Origin of the sequence: Roseibium polysiphoniae (assembly GCF_014842925.1) — a bacterium.
In the GTDB taxonomy this organism is placed as follows: Bacteria; Pseudomonadota; Alphaproteobacteria; order Rhizobiales; family Stappiaceae; genus Roseibium; species Roseibium polysiphoniae.
Window position 1 is genome coordinate 64,488 of record NZ_JACYXJ010000004.1, and the last position, 19,917, is coordinate 84,404.

General features: G+C 56.9%; 15 protein-coding genes and 2 pseudogenes. 7 read left to right on the forward strand and 10 right to left on the reverse strand.

The genetic code is table 11. From position 1 onward, the window contains the following. Positions 1 to 57 precede the first annotated feature (57 nt). The 3 genes and pseudogenes from IG617_RS10535 to IG617_RS21655 all read left to right on the forward strand — a co-directional run. Complete coding sequence (locus tag IG617_RS10535; protein WP_192109211.1) at positions 58 to 1,101, forward strand: hypothetical protein; 1,044 nt, start codon at positions 58 to 60, stop codon at positions 1,099 to 1,101. Positions 1,102 to 1,315: 214 nt separating this feature from the next. Continuing rightward, positions 1,316 to 1,903, forward strand: a pseudogene (locus IG617_RS21650) (Tll0287-like domain-containing protein); the annotation flags it as partial. A gap of 75 nt (positions 1,904 to 1,978) precedes the next feature. Beyond that, positions 1,979 to 2,854 (forward strand): annotated as a pseudogene (locus IG617_RS21655) (PP2C family protein-serine/threonine phosphatase); the annotation flags it as partial. 386 nt (positions 2,855 to 3,240) lie between these two features. On the opposite strand, the gene IG617_RS10545 reads toward IG617_RS21655, so the two are convergent. The 4 genes from IG617_RS10545 to IG617_RS10560 are packed head-to-tail and all read right to left on the reverse strand — an operon-like array spanning position 3,241 to position 7,457. Continuing rightward, complete coding sequence (locus tag IG617_RS10545) at positions 3,241 to 4,515, reverse strand: TRAP transporter large permease (protein ID WP_192109213.1); 1,275 nt, start codon at positions 4,513 to 4,515, stop codon at positions 3,241 to 3,243. 9 nt (positions 4,516 to 4,524) lie between these two features. Continuing rightward, positions 4,525 to 5,034, reverse strand: coding sequence for a TRAP transporter small permease (locus IG617_RS10550; protein ID WP_192109214.1), 510 nt, complete (start codon positions 5,032 to 5,034; stop codon positions 4,525 to 4,527). A 22-nt stretch (positions 5,035 to 5,056) separates the two neighbouring features. Further along, positions 5,057 to 6,049: a TRAP transporter substrate-binding protein gene (locus IG617_RS10555; protein ID WP_209008409.1), complete on the reverse strand. Its 993-nt coding sequence runs from the start codon at positions 6,047 to 6,049 to the stop codon at positions 5,057 to 5,059. A 34-nt stretch (positions 6,050 to 6,083) separates the two neighbouring features. Further along, positions 6,084 to 7,457: an amidase gene (locus tag IG617_RS10560; RefSeq protein WP_209008410.1), complete on the reverse strand. Its 1,374-nt coding sequence runs from the start codon at positions 7,455 to 7,457 to the stop codon at positions 6,084 to 6,086. Between the two features lie 283 nt (positions 7,458 to 7,740). On the opposite strand from IG617_RS10560, the gene IG617_RS10565 reads away from it, so the two are divergent. After that, entirely contained in the window at positions 7,741 to 8,226 is a 486-nt protein-coding gene (locus IG617_RS10565) for a RidA family protein (RefSeq protein ID WP_254170517.1), read from the forward strand. On the opposite strand, the gene IG617_RS10570 is transcribed toward IG617_RS10565, so the two are convergent. The 5 genes from IG617_RS10570 to IG617_RS10590 form a co-directional block, all read right to left on the reverse strand. After that, positions 8,217 to 9,161, reverse strand: coding sequence for a LysR family transcriptional regulator (locus IG617_RS10570; protein ID WP_192109216.1), 945 nt, complete (start codon positions 9,159 to 9,161; stop codon positions 8,217 to 8,219). The two genes, IG617_RS10565 and IG617_RS10570, sit on opposite strands and share 10 nt — an antisense overlap. Before the next feature lie 201 nt (positions 9,162 to 9,362). Continuing rightward, on the reverse strand, positions 9,363 to 10,247 hold the full coding sequence (purU, locus tag IG617_RS10575; protein ID WP_192109217.1) for a formyltetrahydrofolate deformylase: 885 nt from the start codon (positions 10,245 to 10,247) through the stop codon (positions 9,363 to 9,365). 53 nt (positions 10,248 to 10,300) lie between these two features. Beyond that, a complete protein-coding gene (locus IG617_RS10580) occupies positions 10,301 to 12,745 on the reverse strand; it encodes a GcvT family protein (protein ID WP_192109218.1) in 2,445 nt (814 codons plus the stop codon). Between the two features lie 23 nt (positions 12,746 to 12,768). Further along, the gene (locus tag IG617_RS10585) at positions 12,769 to 15,210 is read right to left on the reverse strand and encodes a GcvT family protein (RefSeq protein WP_192109219.1); all 2,442 of its coding nucleotides are present in this window, start codon (positions 15,208 to 15,210) and stop codon (positions 12,769 to 12,771) included. 9 nt (positions 15,211 to 15,219) lie between these two features. Continuing rightward, positions 15,220 to 15,777 (reverse strand): helix-turn-helix domain-containing protein, encoded by a 558-nt coding sequence (locus tag IG617_RS10590; protein ID WP_192109220.1) that lies wholly within the window; start codon positions 15,775 to 15,777, stop codon positions 15,220 to 15,222. A gap of 249 nt (positions 15,778 to 16,026) precedes the next feature. On the opposite strand from IG617_RS10590, the gene IG617_RS10595 reads away from it, so the two are divergent. The 3 genes from IG617_RS10595 (at position 16,027) to IG617_RS10605 (ending at position 18,915) form a co-directional block, all read left to right on the forward strand. Next, positions 16,027 to 16,446, forward strand: a complete 420-nt coding sequence (locus IG617_RS10595; RefSeq protein WP_192109221.1) for a universal stress protein — start codon at positions 16,027 to 16,029, stop codon at positions 16,444 to 16,446. A 43-nt stretch (positions 16,447 to 16,489) separates the two neighbouring features. Then, positions 16,490 to 18,124, forward strand: coding sequence for a BCCT family transporter (locus tag IG617_RS10600; protein WP_216859570.1), 1,635 nt, complete (start codon positions 16,490 to 16,492; stop codon positions 18,122 to 18,124). Positions 18,125 to 18,222: 98 nt separating this feature from the next. Beyond that, positions 18,223 to 18,915 (forward strand): SDR family NAD(P)-dependent oxidoreductase, encoded by a 693-nt coding sequence (locus tag IG617_RS10605; RefSeq protein ID WP_209008411.1) that lies wholly within the window; start codon positions 18,223 to 18,225, stop codon positions 18,913 to 18,915. A 35-nt stretch (positions 18,916 to 18,950) separates the two neighbouring features. Here IG617_RS10605 and IG617_RS10610 read toward each other — a convergent pair whose 3' ends face one another. Next, positions 18,951 to 19,757 carry a creatininase family protein gene (locus IG617_RS10610; protein ID WP_192109222.1) on the reverse strand — a complete coding sequence of 269 codons (807 nt, stop codon included), beginning with the start codon at positions 19,755 to 19,757 and terminating at the stop codon, positions 18,951 to 18,953. Between the last annotated feature and the right edge of the window lie 160 nt (positions 19,758 to 19,917).

Here is a 19,917-nt window from a genome sequence, read left to right on the forward strand (position 1 = left end):
ACATGCTTTTCTTAATAGGTTATCCGGCCTATTTTTGCTTTTTTGGGAGCTGGTGCAATGAACTCCTCTGTCGATACAAGTGTTTCCGACAATACTGGCACCCATTACAAAAACAGATATACGTATCTTTATCTTCCGCGGACGAAAGCAACACCTGCAGTTCCCGAGGTGAAGGACGCTCAGGGCAACATCACGACGCCCGGCGTGCCGGCGAAGGCTGATTCAGGCGTTGGCGCATTCTTTCGCCTTGGTGGCTATTCTGACGAAGAGCAAACGCAAACCACCAATCAGTCCGGTTTCTATCCCGCAAAGCACATCTCCGATGAGGGAGGCGATGGAGCTGCGAGCGTCTATGAAAAGGCAGCGGGCCCCGACGCGTCGACCAGCCACGGGATTTTGCTAGCCTGCGATGGACGGATCCTGGTTAAGGCAGCCGAGAGGATGTACGTCGAGTCCGGGGCATTCCATCAAAAGACGAATGGCACTCACAATCTGCATTCGACTGAAGAGCTGAAGATCGCTTCAGATAAGCAAATGACCTTTGAGACTGCCGTTGGTCAGGAAATTCACCTGAATGCTGGAGGGGCAGGCGGTACAGCCAAGTTCGTCAAAAATTCTTCAGATGATACCGAAACGATCAACGGCAATAAATTCACGCTTACTACGGGAACAACCAGATTGCTTCATCGTGGGGCCAAGGAGTTGTACTTGTTTGGTGGCTCTCTTTCCGTGAATCTTGCGGGCAGTTTTGGATTTACGCTCGGTGTCGACCTTACGATCAAAGTTGGACTGTTCTTTGCGATAAATGCGTCCGGAAGCTTCACCGTTTCCGCGTTCTCTCTTTCATTTACCCAATGGTCTTTTGCGGCGACGTATTACTCAGTCAACATGTATACAGGAAAAGTTGAAGTCAAAGGGGTGGATCAATCCGTTACTGCGGCAGAAACCGAGACGGTTGCTGCCAGAGCGAGTTCGACAGCGGTTGAGGCAGATACCGTTGCCACTCGGGCGCGCTCAAATGCGGTTACGGCTGAAACAGGAGGCGTGAAATCAATGATCGCGTTCTGGGAAAACAAAATTGCCAACGCAAATACGATGTGATTGCTTAAACGGACAGAGTTTCACGCGAAACGCTCACTGAGGTACTGCCAATTATTAACGCCGTTGAAGCATCGGCCTTCCCATTGAAATCGCCGGCCAGGAGCAGCTCCCGTTATGATTTAGCTCTGTGCGATTTCTTCTACAAATGTTTTGATTTCATCATATTGACAATGACCCGCCTCATGCTCAACATTTATGCATTGAGAGGCTTTTTATGACTTCATTTTGGCGGCAACTGGCGAGCAAGCCGATTTTGTTCGCTGTTATTGTAGTGCTCAGCCTCGCGTTTTTGCCGTTGGCGGTGTGGCTCGACCTTAGAAATCTGTCTGAGGAAAGCCTCAGGTCCCAGGCAACAGATCTGAACCAGGTCATCACGGACATCCGAGGCTATTATTCGCGCAATGTGATCGGCAGAGTGCTGGAAAACGATGGCACTGCAGTCCCCTCCCATGAGTACGCTGAAATCCCCGGTGGTATTCCGATTCCGGCGACGCTTTCGCTTGAACTGGGGGATGTGATCGGCAATCGGGCGCGTAACCTGCAGTATCGATTTGTCTCAGATTTTCCTTTTGCCAAGCGCGACCCGCATAATCTTGATGCTTTCGAAACACGCGCGTTGTCCAAGTTTCGAGCCTCACGCAATGCAGAGGACCTGTTGTACGAGCTGGACGGGTCCGTCTTGGATCGCCGGATAAGGATTGCGGCACCGGTGGTGATGGGCGAGACATGCGTTGCCTGTCACAACAGTCATCCTGAAAGTCCCAAAAAAGACTGGGCCGTCGGTGATATCCGCGGGATCCAGGCCGTGATGATTGCGCAGCCCATCGCCCAGAATCTTTTGTCCTTCAAATATCTTCTGATTTATTTTGCAATTGCCGGTGTCTTTGGCGCTGCCTTTTCAGGCATGCAATGGCGTCAGGCCATGCGGTTCGATCGGATGAACCGGCAGCTGGAAACTGCGAATGCAGAAATTTCAGGCCTCAATCAAAAGTTGACCAGCGAAAACATGCGGCTCGGTGCTGAAATTGATATTGCCCGCCGCATTCAGATGATGGTCCTGCCCACGCTTGACGAACTGGGTGGCATCCAGAAGGTCGAGATCGCGGCCTATATGGAGCCTGCAGATGAAGTTGGCGGTGACTATTACGACGTGCTTCAGGTCGGCGGTCGTATCAAGGTCGGCATTGGCGACGTCACCGGCCACGGCTTGGAAAGTGGTGTGCTCATGCTGATGGTACAATCGGTGACCGTTGCGCTTCAAGAGCGTGGCGTGGTGGATCCTTGCGAGTTTCTCGACACGCTGAACCGCGCAATCTGCCACAATATTGAACGCACGGGGACCGACAAGCATCTAACCCTTTGCTTCCTCGACTATGAAGACCACAAGATCACTTTGTCCGGCCAGCATGAGGATGTTCTCGTCTTGCCGAGAGTGGGCGATATGGAGACGGTTGATACAGGGGATCTCGGATTTCCGATCGGTCTGGACAAGGACATTTCGACTTTTGTCGCGACGCACGAAATTCCCTTCACCAGCGGCGACATCATTGTTCTGCACACGGACGGTGTGACTGAAGCGGAAAGCCCGACAGGAGAGTTGTTCGGAATGGACCGTTTGCGCGAGAGCCTGCGGCGCCACCGGACCGGCGATGCAAAAGAAATCGCCCAGGGCATCATCGACGACCTGAAGCACCATATCGGAACCCAAAAAGTTCACGACGACATCACCCTGGTCGTCATGCGGCACAACTAGATTTCAGGATTGAATTGGGTGAGAGATAAGGGCGTATCTCTTTAAATTTGACTAGAGAAATCCGTGATCTGGAGTGCCGTGAATCTGGCTTGCTGACTCTGAATATCAATCTGATTTAATGATGACCTTTGGACTCTCCGAGAGCGTCAAACTCCCCGCTTCCACCTGCTCTAAGAGGAATAAGCTGTTTCAGGCCTCGGCGTGATCAGGCCCTCGCGACCGAATCAATGAAACCTCGTCAGTCAGACTGGCGTAATTATTTAACCGACAGCGAAACCGCGAAGGCCTCCCCCGAGCAAAACGTGACGATCGAAACCCTGCACACTTCGCGCGGCGACGCAATTCACCTCCTTTATCCCTCACCGCAGTCTGGCAGTATGTACCCCCTAAAAAAGCGTCTCGGGCAACAGCATGCTGATGGCGGGAATGTAGGAGAGCAGGATCAGGGCGACGAGCATCAGCAGGATCGTCGGAAGGCTGGCCAGAAAAACCTCGCCGAGCTTCATCTTGGCAACGCCCATGGCGACGAAGAGATTGAGGCCAACGGGAGGCGTCAACATGCCCACCGACAGATTGACCAGCATGACCACGCCGAAGTGAACCGGATCGACGCCGATTTGCTGTGCAATCGGCATCATGAGAGGTCCGAGGATGATGATCGCCGACGCGCTGTCGAGAAAGCAGCCGGCAATCAGCAGGAGAATATTGAAAAAGGCAATGATCACGATCGGGTTTGTCGAATCCTCAAGCACAAGACCGGCAAGCTCCGCCGGCGTTCCGGTGCTGGCCAGAAGCCAGGAGAATGCGGAAGCGCCGGCCGTGATCAACAGCAGAGGGCCGGAAATCAGGCCGGTGTTGCGCAGCACGAAAAGCGTATCTCTCCATGAGATGCTGCGGTAGATGACGGCTCCGACAAACCATCCGTAGAAACAAGCGGCAGCCGCTGATTCCGTCGGGGTAAAAACGCCGGAATAGATGCCGCCCAGGAGGATAAACGGCAGGCCAAGCCCCCATGAAGCGGCCCTTAAGGCTGTCATGAACCTTGACATTGTTGGCTTTGCATCGCGCGGATACCCCTTTCGCGCGGAATACCAAGTGGCATAGGCGATGAGCAGCCCGCCGATCAGGACCGCGGGCAACAAGCCGGCGGCAAACAGCTTGCCGACTGAGGTGCCTGTCACTGACCCGTAGATGATGAGCGCAATGGAGGGCGGCACGATAGGGCCGAGCGTGCCGGCGGTTGTGATCAACCCGATTGAGAAGTACCGGTCGTATCCGGCCTGAACCATCGCCGGGTAGAGGATCGAGCCGATGGCGATCACTGTCGCGGGGCTGGAGCCTGATATGGAGCCGAACATGAGGCACGCAACAACGGCTGCAGCGGCGAGGCCGCCTGGCAGCCACCCAATGACGGCACGCGCCAAGTTGATCAACCGATCCGACAAGCCGCCGATCCGCATCAGTTCGGCCGCCAAAATGAAGAAGGGGATCGACATCAAGGAGAAGTTGTTGATGCCCGAAAACATGCGCATCGGCACCAGGACGGGATCGATCCCACCCCAGAAGTAGAAAACCAGCGCTACCGACAAGGCCAGCGCGGCGAAGATGGGGAGGCCGAACAGAAGCAGGCCGAAGAATACGGGAACCAGAGCGCCAACCATGTCCTGTCCTCAGTTCATCTTGATGTCGACCTGGGGCGGGACGTATTCACGCCCGGCAAAAAGGTCTTTTAAAATCAGCAAATACCGCAGCACCATGAGACCGCCGGAGACCGGGATCACGGTGTAGATGTAGCCCACCGGGATGCGCATGGCCGGAGACAGCTGGCCCATCTTGTTAGTGTTCAGGGCAAGTCGTGTCCCGTACCAAATCAGAACGCAGGCAAAACCCAGACCGAGGCACGCTGCCCCGATCTGGAGAACTCTGGCCATCCGGGGGCTTGCGAAGGCATAAACCGCTTCAACGCTGATATGTGAGGCGTAGCGCACTCCCATGCCCATGGTCAGGAAGCTCATGGTGATGAGCGCGTAGAGGATGAATTCCTCTGACCAATAGAGGGAGTTGTTGAACACATATCTCGCAATGACCTGAATGATCGCAACCAATGTCGCTGACAGGATCAGTGTGGTAACAAGAACATTCTCGATCAGATCGACGATGCGATTGAGCCGGTTGATCATGCGCGTTGCCCCCGGAAAACCCTTATTCGCCGTTGGCGGCCGCGAGGGCCTTGTCCATCAGCGCTGGTGTCACCTTTTCACGGAACTCATAATAGATGGGCTGCGAGGCTTCGATGAATGCCGCCCGGCCCTCTTCTGACAGATCGCTTATTTCGATCTGGCCCTTGATGTTTTCGATGATCTTCGTCTCGTCCTCATCGGTGAACTGGCGCGCGGCATCACGTCCAACGATCATCGCCTCTTCAACGACGGTCTTTAGATCATCGGGAAGGCTGTTCCATGCATCCTTGTTCATGACCGCCGCATAGGTGTGGTAAGCGTGGCGGCTGAGGGTCATGTACTTTTGCACTTCATAGAACTTCATCGAGGCGATGTTGGCCAGCGGGTTTTCCTGGCCCTCGACGACGCCCTGCTGAAGGCCATTGTAGACCTCGACATAGGCCATGGCTGTTGGGTTCGCACCATAGGCGCGATAGGTGGCCAGGATAGTCGGTGCCTGAAGGGTGCGCATCTTGATGCCGTCAAGGTCCTTCGGTCCGTCGATGGGGCGGATGTTGTTGGTCATGTTGCGGAAGCCTGCGCCCCACATTGCAATTCCGTGCAGATTGTTTGACTCAAGCGTCGTTAGAAGTTCATCGCCGACTTCTCCATCGAGCACACGCTTCATCGACGCGTCGTCATTCATCAGGAACGGGAGATCGAACAGGTACATCTGCTCGTTGAAGTTGGCGAGATTGCCGGTTGGCGGGATGGCGATGTGCACCAATCCCATCTGGGTCTGCTCGATGATCTCAACGTCGCCGCCCAGTTGGGCCGCAGGACGGATGTTGATCTCGATACGTCCGCTGGAATTCTTCTCCACTTCTTCCTTGAATACGACTGCCGCGCGGGCATTCGGAGTATCTTCAGTCAGAACATGGGCGAAGGTGAAGGTGAAGTCGGCGGCGCTGGCCGGAACTGCGAGCGCGGTTCCAACCGCAAATAGCATGGCTTTGCCGAGTGATTGCAGTTTCATGATGTACCTCTGGTCTGGTTGGTTTTTCTGTAGGTTATAGTTGGGGCGAGCCCAGAACTTCGGGGCCCTGCCCGAGAATGGCCTCGACCGTCAGGCCTGCGGCCAAGAGTCGTTCTTCTTGTCCGGGCGCTGCGATGATCTGCAGCCCGGAGGGGATGCCATTGCTGTCGAGGCCAGTCGGCAGTGTGAGCGCGCACCACCCGAGCAGGTTGACAAGCGCCGTGTTGCGAAGCGCCATCATGTTGGCCGTGCGATAGGCATCCGGATCAGAAAGATCAGACAGGAGCGGCGCACTGACCGGGATGGTTGCAGAGACCAGGACATCAACGTGGTCGAACACGCGTGCGGCGCTCACACCGCTTTCAGCAAGAATTGCCCGTCGCTGCAGATATTCCGTGGCGCTGATTTCGTCTGCGGCCTGAACACGGGCCATCACGGTGGGGTCCAGGCGCTCGATGCGTTCAGGGAAATTCAGGTCGAGGAACGTGCGTAGCTCAGGAGCAGCGAGGCCACCGGCCCGGAAGATCTCCAGGAGATCTGTCGCTGAGGGCAACTCAACATCCTGTAGACGCTGACCTGCCTTCTCGAGTTGGCGTAGCGCTCCGGTCGTGTTGTCTGCGATCGACGCGTCGATGTTCTCCCAAACGACATTGCGAATGACCCCGAAGCGCAAGGGGCTTTCCGAAGGAGCAGGCGGACATGTGCAATTTGGATCGAGTGCCGCAAAGGCAAAAGCGAGGTCCGATACCGTGCGCGCCAAAAGTCCGGGTGTGTCCAACGAAGGTGAAAGCGGGAGGATGCCTTCTAGGGACCAGCGTCCGTGGGTGACTTTCAGGCCTGCCTGCCCTGTGAAGGACGCCGGGACCCGCACTGATCCGGCCGTATCTGTGCCGAGTGCGAGAAGCGCGGAACCCTGAGCAAGCGACACGCCCGCTCCGGCGCTGGAGCCGCCGGGAACACGTGGTGCGTCAGGCGATGACCACGGATTGAGCGGTGTTCCCGCATGTGGGTTGGTGCCCAGCCCGCCGAAAGCAAATTCCACGGTGTGTGTTTTGCCGGTGACGATACCCAGTTGCGACAGCACCGCCTTTGCCACTGGGCCGGGCTGTTCATAAGCGGTTGGAAAAGTTGCGTCTGTGCCGCCGAAGACCGGGAGGCCTGGGATTCCGTACAGGTCCTTGACGGACACAGGCAGGCCCATCAACGGACCGAGATCGATGCCATCTGCGATTAGATTGTCCGCCGCGCTCGCTTGCGCGATTGCCCGCTCGCCAGCGAATGTGCGGTAGGCGTTCAGGCGCGCCTCGGTCGCCGCATGTCTCTCCACGGCTGCCTCGACGAGTTCGCGAGAGCTAACGGTCCCATTGCGGAGGTCTCGGGCTAGCTGGGGCAGGGATTTGACTGGCACCGGCGCATCCTTGTGGCTCGACTGATCTGCCTTGAGCATAGGCAAAAGTGGCGTACGCGCTACTGCCACGATCTGCGGCAGCTGAAGGGAAAGGAAGGCGATTTCGACGTGTAATTTAAAATAAGATTTTGAAATTATTTATTTATTTTAGTTTTCTTGATGATCAGACGATTTAGTAGATTGCTGTTTAGGCAAATGTGTGTTGCGTTATTCGCACTCCCTTATCGGAACAAATATGCCTAATTTGCATACAACTTTAGCGCTGAACAAAGGGGATGGAACCTTGCCACATGAAACCGAACGCCGCTTGATCGAGATGGGGATCACGTTGCCCAGGAGGCCCAAGCCGATCGGTAACTATCTTCCGGGCGTTGTTGTCGGAAACATCCTCTACACTTCAGGGACGCTTGGCACCCAGCCGGACGAGAATGACAACGATGTTCTGCCTCATGTGGGCAAGGTCGGGTCAGACCTGAGCATTGAGGAAGGATACGCGTCCGCGCGCCTCATGGCGATCAATCACCTTGCAATGATGAAAGCCGTGCTTGGTGATCTGGACCGGGTCAAACGTATCGTGAAGATGATCGGATACATTTCCTGTGCCCCGGGCTTCACGGAGCCGCATTTGGTTCTGAACGGCGCGTCAGATCTGTTCGTCGCGCTTTGGGGCGAGGAAAACGGCAAGCATGCACGGGCTGCCCTGACACAGCATGAGCTTGGCCTCAATGCGCCGGTCGAAGCAGATATCACGATCGAGCTTCACGCCTGAGCGGCCCGAATTCGCGCCAGCATCTCGTTGTCAGCTTTCTCGTGACCCGGGAAAGCCATCGACAGGGTCTCGATAAATGCCTGGCTGGCAGGTGACCGCCGCTGATCGCGCCGAACAATGGCGTAGATAAAGCGGTGGTCAAATTCGGAGCAGTCCAGATCGAGTGGCACAAGTGCTCCGGCTTCAACTTCGCGAAGAGCTGCCTGGAGCGGCACAAAGACAATTGCATTGCTATGTATCGCGTGACGGATCAGAAAATGCAGCTGATCGGCCACGAGCATCGCGTTCGGCGTCGCCTCGATCCTTCGGTAGGCACGATGGATCAAGTGGTGGATGCCGAAGCTGTCATCCGGCAGAACACACGGCATCGGCGCGATGTCGGTCAGGTCTAACTGCTTGCTTTTCGCGAGTGGATGCGAGGGCGGAGCTAGGGCCAGCAGAGGTTGGCGCCATTGGCCGGCAATCTCGATCGTCGGATGGGTAAAATGGTCGTAGACAAATCCGATCTGACAAAGATGCTGTTCCAGAGCTTCGAGCACTCTCTCTCTGCCCCGGATACGGACCCGGAATTCGACCGCCGGAAATCGCTTGTGAAAGGCTCTTATCTGATCTGACAAAAAGGGGTCAGAGATGCCTTCGACGGTCGCGATGGAGACGCTCCCGGATTTTAGTTTCCGAAGGTCCGATATCTCGTCCTTGATTTGATCCATCTGGTCGATGATCGCGGCAAAGTTTTTTGCGATGACGTGTCCGGCGTCTGTCAGCCGGACACCATCGGCCCGCCGCTCCACGAGTTGTTCCTCGAATTCGCGCTCAAGCTTGGCAATCTGACGGCTGATGGCTGACGGCGAGACATGCAGGCGGTCTGCAGCAAGTCTGATTGAACCGTGACGGGCGACTTCGAGAAAATATCGACATGCGGTGCGGTTTAACATTGGTACTGCTGCCTGGCTCCAATGATCGTCCGGCTGTTTCGGGAGCGCGCGTGAGCATGCTGCTCCCTGGAACCGATCGAGGTATCGACCCAGGGAAACTAGTGCATCATGAGCGCTGGTTCCATCGCCGCAGTTTAGCGCAAGGCAGCCTTTGGAGCGTTGGCTTCAAGCGTGCAACGGACCAGGCACAAGGCGTTTATCTCACCCCATTCGTTCGCTTGAATAGCTTCCAGGGGAGGCTGGAAAGACGACTGTCTTGTTGCCATTGAGAAAAACGCGATGATTGGCATGTGCGTGGATGGCGCGCGCCAGAACCTGGCTTTCCACGTCGCGTCCGAGCGAGACATAATCTGCGGCGCTTTGAGCGTGGGTGATGCGGACGATATCCTGTTCGATGATCGGACCCTCATCCAGATCTGCAGTCACGTAGTGCGAGGTGGCACCAATCAGTTTCACCCCGCGTTCGCGGGCCTGCTTATAGGGGTTCGCGCCCTTGAAAGACGGCAGAAAGGAATGGTGAATGTTGATGATCCGGCCACTCATCTTCTGGCACATCGCATCGGAGAGGATCTGCATGTAGCGGGCAAGAACGACAAGCTCTGCGCTGGTATCCTCGACGACTTTCATGATTGCCGCTTCCGCATCAGGCTTGTTTTCCTTGGTGACCTTGATGCAATGAAAAGGGATGTCCGCGTTCACCACGACCTTCTGATAGTCCATGTGGTTGGAAATCACGGCGACGATTTCCACCGGCAAGGCACCAATCCGTGCCCGGTAAAGCAGGTCGTTCAAGCAGTGCCCAAAACGCGAAACCATGATCAAAACCTTCATTTTCCGGTTTTCGTCGTGGAACTCGAATGTCATGCCGAAGTTGCTTGCGATTTCGGCAAAAGCTTGTGAAAGCGCCTCCAGTTCTGAGCCTTGTTCGGACACGAAACCGATCCGCATGAAGAACTGATCGGTGTCCAGATCGTCGAACTGCGAACTGTCCGTGATGTTGCAGCCGTTGTCGGCCAAAAAAGTCGAAACGGCAGCGACGATGCCGCGGCGGGACGGGCATGTGACGGTCAGGCAATAGCGGGTCATGTCAGTTTCCTGGGCGATTAAGCTCTTCGTTGGCGGTATGACGTGTCGGTCGGTCAGACTTTCACGCGCTCGGATTTGGGGTCGTAGAAGGGCTTCAAGGATGGTGTTGCCGACACGCGTTGGCCGGCAATCTCAATCTCGTAGCTGGAGGCCAGAACGTCCTGCGCTGTCTGACCTTCGCAGGGCACATAGCCCATACCAACGGCCGCGCCAAGCGTGTGGCCGTAGTTGCCTGATGTGAGATAGCCGACAATCGCACCCTCACGGATGACTGGCTCGGCGTGATATAGCAGCGGTTCCGGGTCGCTCAGGAGAAACTGCACCATGCGTTTTTGCAGTCCTTCTTCGTGTTTGCGCATGACCGCATCGCGGCCGATATAGGCAACATCGGTCTTCTTGAGGGCGAACCCAAGACCTGCTTCGAGGATGTGGTCCTCGCTCGAGATGTCATGACCGAAGTGGCGAAAGCCCTTTTCGATGCGGCAGCTGTCCATCATATGCAGCCCGCAGAGCTTGGCATCCATGTCCCGTCCGGCGGCGCGGAGGGTTTCGAAGACATGCACCGCCATGTCAGATGAAACGTAAAGCTCCCAACCGAGTTCGCCGACATAGGTCACCCTGTGAGCGCGTGCGAGACCCATCCCGATTTCGATTTCCTGGAAAGTGCCAAATGGATTGGTCCCGTTCGAAAAATCGTTGGGTGAAACGCGCTCCAGCAACGTGCGTGCATTCGGTCCCATCACGCAGATGACCGCCTCAGCCGCGGTCATGTCAGTCAGTGTGACGCGATAGTCGCCGATGTGCCGACGCATCCACTCCTGGTCCGCCAGGCGGGTGGCAGCCGGTGTCACGACCAGATAGGCGGTTTCCGACAGGCGCGTCACGGTCACATCCGCTTCGATCCCGCCTCGTGTGTTGAGAAATTGACTGTAGACAATCTTGCCTGTGGGGACTGACAGGTTGCTGGCGGAAATATGGTTCAAATAGGCCTCGGCATCAGGTCCATCGACCCGGATCTTGCCGAAGGAACTCATGTCGTAGATGCCGACATTTTCCCGGATAGCCTTGTGTTCGCGCGCCGCGTTGCCAAACCAGTTCTGCCGCTTCCAGGAATATTGGTACTCGGCGGTTTGCCCCTCATCGGCAAACCAGTTGGCGCGCTCCCAGCCCGCCAGTTCTCCCATCACCGCACCTTCTGCCTTCAGGGCATCGTGCAAGGGAGAGCGGCGGATGCCGCGCGCGGTCGCCTTCTGGCGGTAGGGAAAGTGGTCGGCATAGAGGAGGCCAAGCGTTTCTTTCGACCGCTCGAAGAGATAGGTCTTGTTGCCCTGGAAAGGCTGCATGCGTGCGATGTCGACGTCACCGAGGTCGAACGGTTTTTCGCCCGTGTCCATCCAAGCTGCAAGGGCCATTCCGGCACCACCGGCCGACTGGATGCCGATGGAGTTAAAGCCGGCGGCAACCCAGACGTTGTCCATCTGCGGCGCCAGGCCCAGGTGATAGGCGTCGTCAGGCGTGAAGCTCTCGGGGCCGTTGAAGAAGGTGTGAATGCCGGTTTCGGCGAGCAGGGGCATCCTGTTGACCGCCATTTCGAGGATGGGCTCGAAATGATCGAAGTCTTCCGGCAACTGGTCGAACTCGAAGTCTTCCGAGATGCCATTCATGCCCCACGGCTTTGCCAAAGGTTCAAAAGCGCCCAGCAACATCTTGCCTGCGTCTTCCTTGTAGTAGGCACATTCCTCGGGAACGCGCAGCGTCGGCAATTGGGTCAGACCCGGCACCGTTTCCGTGACGATGTAAAAATGTTCGCAGGCGTGCAGAGGAACGTTGACGCCCATCTGGCGGCCAACGTCGTGGCCCCACATGCCCGCACAATTGACCACGTGATCGCATTCGATGGTGCCGCTTTCGTCGTTCGCCTCCCAGCTTACGCTGGTGATGCGGCGGCCCTCTTTGCCGAAACCCGTCACCTTGGTGCGCTCAAGGATCTTTGCGCCGCGCATCTTCGCGCCCTTCGCCAGCGCAAGTGCGATGTTGGCGGGGTCACCTTGCCCATCCTTGTCCAGATAGACGGCTGCCTTCACATCGGACGCGTTCACATGGGGATAGCGATTCAACAGCTCGGAGGGACTGATTTCCTCGACCTCGACACCGAAAGCACGTGCCATGGAGGCCTGGCGCAGGATTTCCTCCCGGCGCTCGTCTGACAGCGCAACGGTGATCGACCCGTTGCGGCGAAAGCCGGTCGCGACTTCGGTTTCTTCCTCGAGTTTGCCGTAGAGTTCCTGGCTGTATTTTGCCAGGCGGGTCATGTTTTGTGTCGCGCGCAGCTGGGCGATAAGACCCGCGGCGTGCCACGTTGTGCCTGACGTCAGTTGCTTGCGCTCGAGCAGGACAACATCTTTCCAGCCGAGTTGCGTCAGATGATAGGCAACTGAGCAGCCGATTACGCCGCCGCCGACAATAACAACACGTGCTTTTTCAGGAGGAAAAGCCATTTCTACAATCCCTTAAGTGTGGCTCAGGCGCGGATGCGGATGTTGCCCGGATCCCATAGGCAGGAGGTCTCCTGCACGGTGGCGCTCAACTGCTTTCCAAAAACTTCGACGGCGAGCTGGGTCCCGGGCTTGGCAGCATCGGTTTCGATCATGGCAATCGCGATGGCCGCGTCGAGGCGATAGCCATAGGCCGATGAGGTGACTTCGCCGACGCGTTTGCCGTTTGCAAAAACCGCTGCCATGTAGGGAGCGTCTTGCTCACCCGGTTCAACGACAAGCGTGACCCGTTGCTTGAGCGGCCCTTTTTCTGCCTCTGCAGCGAGCGCTTCCTTGCCAGGGAAATCCTGTTCCTTGTCGAGCCGGACAAAGCGGTTCAGGCCGGTCTCCAGGAGGCTGTAGTCAGTGGACAGATCCCCCTTCCAGGTCAGATAGCCTTTTTCGATCCGCATCGAGTTCAGGGCATACATGCCGAAAGGCGTCGCCCCGGCGCCACGAATTGCATCGTAGATTGCGGGGGTGTCTTCCGGCGACACATGGACTTCCCAGCCCAATTCCCCGGCAAAAGACACCCGTAGCAGGAGTGCGGGACGGCCCGCGACCGTTGCGTTCTGATGGGTCAACCAACCGAGCGACAAGTCTGCGTCCGAAAGACCGGCGAGCAGGTCGCGGGATTTGGGCCCTGTGACCAGCAACGAGTTTGCTTCCCTCGTGCGGTCGACAAGTGTCAGCTCCTCAGGCAAATGCCGCCAGAGAACCTCAAAATCGTGCCATTGAGCCGCAGCGGCTGTGATCAAGCTGAAGTGATCTTCCCCGTGGCGGATGCAGGACATCTCGGTCAGGACGTGGCCGCGCGTGTCCGGAAAATAAAGCAGGTTCATTCGGCCGACCTTCGGAAGAGCCCCGGAAACCCTTCCGCGTAGCCACTCCGCGGCACCTTCGCCGCTCAGTTCAAAGCGGGAAAACCCGCAAATGTCTATGATGCCGACGCCATCGCGTAAGGCTTCGACTTCTTCGCGCACGCGCGGTTCCCACGGGCCGCTCCGGTTCCAAATCTGCGTGGCTTCTTCTGATGTGTCATCGCCCGGCTTGGCGAACCAGTTGGCACGCTCCCAGCCGCCGTAGACGCCCATCTGTGCGCCGTCGGCAAGCAGGCGGTCGTGGACTGGTGACAGCTTTTTGTCTCGCCCGACGGGCCACTCGTGGTGGGGGAAGTGCATCGCATACTCGTGACCATAGGTCTCGAGTGCCTTGCCGAGGTTATATTGAGGGTCTGTGTAGTCGGTGAACCGGCGTGGATCGATAGACCACATGTCCCATTCGGTGTGGCCATGCATGATCCACTCGGAAAGGACTTTGCCAGCTCCGCCCCCCTGAGCGATGCCGAAGGTGAAGCTGTGGGCCTCGAACGCGTTGGGGACGCCCGGCATGGGCCCAACCATTGGCAAGCCGTCAGGCGCGTAGGGAATGGGGCCGTTGATGTTGCGCTGGACGCCCTGCGATCCAAGGAGGGGGACGCGTTCCATGGCGTCCATGATGTACCACTCCAGGCGATCCAGATCGTCCGGATAGAGCTGGAAGCTGAAGTCATCGGGCATCGGATCATCGGCGTTCACCCAGGCCGCCTGACAATTGCGCTCATAGGGGCCGAGGTTCAGCGAATAAGTGTCCTGCCGCAGGTAGTAGGAACTGTCGACATCGCGCAGCAGAGGCAGCTTGCGGCCATGTTCCTTGGTCCATGCCTCAACCTCGGGAATGGCCTCCGTCAGAAAGTACTGATGGCTCATCACCGTCATGGGAACCTTGCGCCCGCCATTGGGCAGGAACCAGTCACCGACACGTGCCGCATAATAGCCGGCGGCGTTGACCACATAGTCGCAGCGAATGTCGCCCTTCTCGGTGTGCACGATCCATTCGCTGTTCGAGCGGGTAACCCCGGTGGCCGGTGTGAAACGCAAAATCGTTGCACCGTGCGCTCGTGCGCCGTTCGCCAGCGCTTGCGTGACCTGGCTTGGATCAATGTCGCCGTCGAGCGGATCCCATAGACCGCCTTCAAGATCATGCGTTTCTAGGAAAGGAAAATGCTGCTGCAGTTCATCCGGCGTGCACATGTCCATGGTCAGGCCCATGTGGGCTGCCATGCCGCGAACGCGCTCAAATTCCATCATGCGCTCGTGGGAATGCGCCAGCCGGATGGCGCCCGTCACATTGTAATTGATCGGATAATCGACTTCATCGCCAAGCCCGCGGTAGAGCTCCAGCGAGTAGCGCTGCATGTTCAAGATGCCGTAATTGGCGGCAAAATTCGGACAATTGCCCGCTGCGTGCCAGGTCGATCCTGCCGTGAGTTCGTTTTTTTCAAGCAGGACGCACTCTGACCATCCGGCTTTCGCCAGGTGGTAGAGCGCGGACACGCCGACAATTCCACCACCGATGATCACGACACGAGCTGTAGAGGGAAAGGTCATGGTCAAACCTCAATAAACAGGGGGAGAGATGACCCAAATGGCCAAAGCCGGGTCGTCATAAGGATTGGCCCAGCGGTATTTCGAGCCCTTGATGCGGAAGCTATCGCCGGCCTGAATGGTGAACATCTGATCTGCGATCCAGATGTCCAGCGTGCCGGAAATGAGATAGACGACCTCGGAGGTCGCGCGTTGGCGGCTCTTCTCAAGCGATGCGCCAGGCAGGAAGGTCGAATGAATGACCTCGAAATCATCGGTGAGATCCGGCGATACAAGCGCTTCGAAAAGACCGTTGTCACGTTCGCCGATTTCCCGGCGTGCGGACGCGCGCACCACCACACCGCGTTCCTGCTCAGGCGCCTCTGCGATGCCGAAGAACATGGAAATCGGCACATCGAGTATCCGGGCAAAGTTGTGCAGGTCATCAACGGTTGGCGTCGAGAGATTGCGCTCCACCTGAGAGACCCAACCAACCGACTTGCCGACTGCCTTGGAAAGGTCCTCAAGCGTCATCTTGCGCGTAAGGCGCAGCGCGCGAATGTCCTGTCCGATGCCACTGTCTTCCGACATTTTTCCCTCGTGCGAAAATTGCTCGTGAAAATTACGTCTGTTTTTTCATTTCGTGAAGTGAAAAAATGCCCTATTTTTTCATATGCTCAAAATATGATCGCGCTGAGCAGCTTTTCATCAAGGCGAGAGGGCAAGTCAGCAAAAGATTTTTGCATGGAACCAATGCGCGGGATCTGCGTTAATGAAAGTTAACCTTTGCGCATTCTTGAATGCGACTGGTTGGCGAACGAACAAGGAAGGGGATGGGCTTTGTTTCAGCGCGCGGTCGTACCGATAGACCTTAAACACGCGGAAAACCTCAAGAAGGCACGAGCGGCGGCGATTGATCTCGCTGCGCATTATGGCGCGGAGGTTCGGTATGTCGGGGTGACCTCTGCTTTGCCCGGTGCGCTGGCGCACACCCCTGACGAATTTGAGGCCAAGCTGAAGCAGCTCGCAGAGGATGATGCGGCTGGAAAGGGCGTTGCGGTGTCTGCCCAGGTGATTGTGAGCCATGATCCGACCGCGGATCTGGAGAAAAGCCTTCTCGATGCGATCAGGGCAGCAGATGCAGACCTCGTCGTCATGGGAACACATGTCCCCAATTTGGGCGATGGTTTCTGGTCGTCCAATGGTGCGTTGATTGCCCGCCACGCTCCGGTTTCGGTCTTTTTGATCCGTGCCGTTTGACCTGCGTTGAACAGTATTTTCCGCATTCTGAGGAAATTTGAACATGAGTATGGAACCAGACGCTCAAGGTATTCCCGAGCCGGAGGGGGCGGCAAACCTCATCGAAACCGAATATGAGATCGGTCAGGACAATATTGAATCCAGCCTCGGGCCGTTTGGCTTCGACGTTCACAATCCTGTTTTTCTCGTATCGGGTCTTTCCATTGTCGGCTTCGTCATTCTGACGTTGGCGCTTCAAGATCAGGCGGGCGCGGTTTTCAATGGTCTGCGAGGTTGGTTGACCGCCAGTCTGGACTGGTTCTTCCTCGGAGCCGCCAATATCTTCGTTCTTTTCTGCTTTTTCCTGATTTTATCGCCGTTCGGAAAGGTACGGATCGGCGGGCGGGATGCGACCCCTGACTACAGCTATGCCGGTTGGTTTGCCATGCTCTTCGCAGCTGGCATGGGCATTGGCCTGATGTTCTTTGGTGTCAGTGAACCAATTTCGCACTTCAACAGTTCTTTGGGCGGCACGACTTTCGAGGGAGGCGTCCGGACCGATTGGGCGCCGCTCGGCGCTGCTGCGAACGACCCAAAAGCGGCGGCAGAACTGGGCATGGCTGCGACCATCTTCCATTGGGGTCTGCACCCTTGGGCGATCTATGCCGTCGTTGCTCTGGCGCTTGCGCTGTTCTCCTACAACAAGGGGCTGCCGCTTACGATGCGGTCGGTTTTTTATCCGATCTTCGGTGAGAAGATCTGGGGTTGGCCGGGCCATGTCATCGACATTCTGGCGGTTTTCGCGACCCTTTTCGGCTTGGCGACCTCTTTGGGGTTTGGCGCAGAGCAGGCAAACGCGGGTCTGGAGCTGCTGTTTGGCATTCCGAACAATGATGTCTCCAAGGTCGTGCTCATTCTGGCAATTACCGGTGTCGCCCTCATATCGGTCTATCGCGGCCTTGATGGCGGGGTGAAAATTCTGAGTGAAATCAACATGGGTCTCGCGGCCGCATTGTTGCTGTTTGTGATTGTGGTCGGCCCGACGCTGGCGATTGTAACGGGTTTTCTGGACAATCTGATTGCCTATGTGACGCTGCTTCCGGCACTTTCCAATCCGATCGGGCGTGCGGACACGAACTTCTCGCAAGGCTGGACAAGTTTCTATTGGGCCTGGTGGATTTCTTGGTCGCCCTTCGTCGGCATGTTCATCGCACGCGTCAGCCGTGGCAGGAGTGTCCGGGAGTTTGTTGTCTGTGTCCTCCTGATCCCCTCTCTTGTCTGCGTGTTCTGGATGACTGCCTTCGGCGGCACCGCCATCACCCAGATCGTCCAAGACGGTGTCACAAGCGTTGCCGATGCGCCTCTTGAGTTGAAGCTGTTCAAGATGCTGGCTGAAATGCCATTTGCAGGTCTGACGTCACTTCTGGGCATCGTCCTTGTGATTGTCTTTTTCGTGACGTCCTCTGACTCTGGATCTCTTGTCATCGATACCATCACCGCTGGCGGCAAGGTCGATGCGCCCATGCCTCAACGTGTCTTCTGGTGTACATTCGAGGGATTGGTCGCCATCGCGCTTCTGCTGGGTGGAGGACTCGGTGCGCTTCAGGCCATGGCCGTATCAACAGGCTTTCCCTTTGCCGTCGTGCTGCTTCTTGCCTGTTACGCGACTTACAAGGGGCTCGCCGACGAGCCGCGGTAGTCGGTGAAAGGAGGCGGTTCGGTTTCTGCGCCGCCTCTTGCCTTTCAGGTCGTTCGCCACAACTGAAGTCGGACGTTCTGTTTATGTGAGGGTTCGATTTGACTGATCGTTTGGCCGTCGTGATTGGAAGCTCTGGCGGCATCGGCAACGCCTTGTTGCAGACGTTGACCCGGGAGGGGGGCTATGACCGGGTGATCGGCTTGAGCCGGTCTTCAGATCCGTCCATAGAGCTGACAAAAGCCGAGACGATTGAAGCTGCCGCTGGCTGGCTTGGCCGGCAAGCGGGCGAACCCTGCCTCGTGATTGACGCGACAGGTGCCCTGACACTGGACGGACATCGTCCTGAGAAGAGCTGGCGAGATCTGGATCCGGCGGCGATGGCGCGTTCCTACGCGATCAATGCGATCGGTCCGGCTTTGATCATGAAGTCTTTTCTGCCGCTGCTCGCTAGAGATCAGCGCAGCGTGTTTGCGACCTTGTCGGCGCGGGTCGGCTCGATTTCTGACAATCACCTGGGTGGTTGGTACAGCTACAGGGCTGCCAAGGCAGGGCTCAATCAGATCGTGCGCTCTGCATCGATCGAGTTGGTACGCAAGAACAATGCGGCAGTTTGCGTGGCGCTTCACCCCGGCACCGTTCGCACGCCATTGACCGAGAGCTTCGCAAAATCGGGCCTGGAGGTCCAATCACCTGAAGTCGCAGCAGAGCGTCTGCTTCAGGTGATTGATGGTTTGAAGCCGGAGCAGTCAGGCGGCTTTTTTGATCATCAAGGCGTTTCCATCCCGTTCTGATCTTTGGCCTCGTACCGTCTAAACGGCGCTGAGCTTCACTTCTGCTGATAAAGCCTCGATAGATCAAAGGCATGAATGTCCTTCAATAGATCGACAAATCCCTGTGCCGCATGATCGAGGGACTTTTTCCCTTTTTCTGCGGCTGCATTGGCGGCGTTTCCGAGGGCTCCCTTCGGAGACAGGTCCTGTGCTTTCCATCCGAACTGCTGGGCACCGTGTCCGCGCAGATATTTGAACTCCTTGATGAAGTCCTGCTGCGCAGATGTGAAATCCTCGGCGAGATCCATCCGCACCAGGTCAGGATGCAGGTGGAGCATGATTGACGTTTCGACGTCGCCGCCGTGAATGCCATAGGTAAATTCTTCGGCCGGAAACACCCCTTCAGGCTGGCCAAATCTTGCCCAGGCGGTTGCCGTGACGAGCATGTCGTGGCTGACCCGAAGCTCGCGCGCAATCGTGTCGATGACAGGAACATTGCCGCCGTGGGAGTTGATGAGGACAAGCTTTTTGATGCCTGCACGTGCGACGCTTTCGCCGATCTCAAGCCATGCCCTCGTGACCGTGTCCCAGGAGAGGGTCAAGGTGCCCGGCGATGAGATGTGCTCATTCGATTTGCCAACTGCTTGGGTTGGAAGAAAAGTCGCGGGGATGTTGTCCGGAAGAAGCTCCAGGACGCGGCGGACCTGTCCCTCGGCGATGGCCGTATCAGTGAATACGGGCAAGTGTGGGCCATGCTGTTCGATCGCGGCGACCGGCAAGACAGCGATCCAATCCTTCGTGTCCGGGCTCGCAAAGTCGAGCGTCGTCATTTCGTGCCAATACCGTTTGGGAAGATTTGTCATGGAAGGATCCGCTGCGAAGTGAATTGGGCAACCGCCAACATACTGCCGAAGGGCAAAGTTGCCAGCGCCTTGTCAGAAAGAACATGCCTTTCTAAGCGACTGTGGCGGTCGTGAGAAAGCTCGTTGAACACTTCAGCGCAAAATTTTGCGGTGTGCGGTG

Excerpts from the sequence above, each read along its gene's own strand:
- IG617_RS10535 (WP_192109211.1), top strand. The coding sequence starts at position 58 with ATGAACTCCTCTGTCGATACAAGTGTTTCCGACAATACTGGCACCCAT.
- IG617_RS10545 (WP_192109213.1), bottom strand. The coding sequence starts at position 4,515 with ATGGTTGGCGCTCTGGTTCCCGTATTCTTCGGCCTGCTTCTGTTCGGC.
- IG617_RS10550 (WP_192109214.1), bottom strand. The coding sequence starts at position 5,034 with ATGATCAACCGGCTCAATCGCATCGTCGATCTGATCGAGAATGTTCTT.
- IG617_RS10555 (WP_209008409.1), bottom strand. The coding sequence starts at position 6,049 with ATGAAACTGCAATCACTCGGCAAAGCCATGCTATTTGCGGTTGGAACC.
- IG617_RS10570 (WP_192109216.1), bottom strand. The coding sequence starts at position 9,161 with ATGTTAAACCGCACCGCATGTCGATATTTTCTCGAAGTCGCCCGTCAC.
- purU (WP_192109217.1), bottom strand. The coding sequence starts at position 10,247 with ATGACCCGCTATTGCCTGACCGTCACATGCCCGTCCCGCCGCGGCATC.
- IG617_RS10580 (WP_192109218.1), bottom strand. The coding sequence starts at position 12,745 with ATGGCTTTTCCTCCTGAAAAAGCACGTGTTGTTATTGTCGGCGGCGGC.
- IG617_RS10585 (WP_192109219.1), bottom strand. The coding sequence starts at position 15,210 with ATGACCTTTCCCTCTACAGCTCGTGTCGTGATCATCGGTGGTGGAATT.
- IG617_RS10590 (WP_192109220.1), bottom strand. The coding sequence starts at position 15,777 with ATGTCGGAAGACAGTGGCATCGGACAGGACATTCGCGCGCTGCGCCTT.
- IG617_RS10600 (WP_216859570.1), top strand. The coding sequence starts at position 16,490 with ATGAGTATGGAACCAGACGCTCAAGGTATTCCCGAGCCGGAGGGGGCG.
- IG617_RS10610 (WP_192109222.1), bottom strand. The coding sequence starts at position 19,757 with ATGACAAATCTTCCCAAACGGTATTGGCACGAAATGACGACGCTCGAC.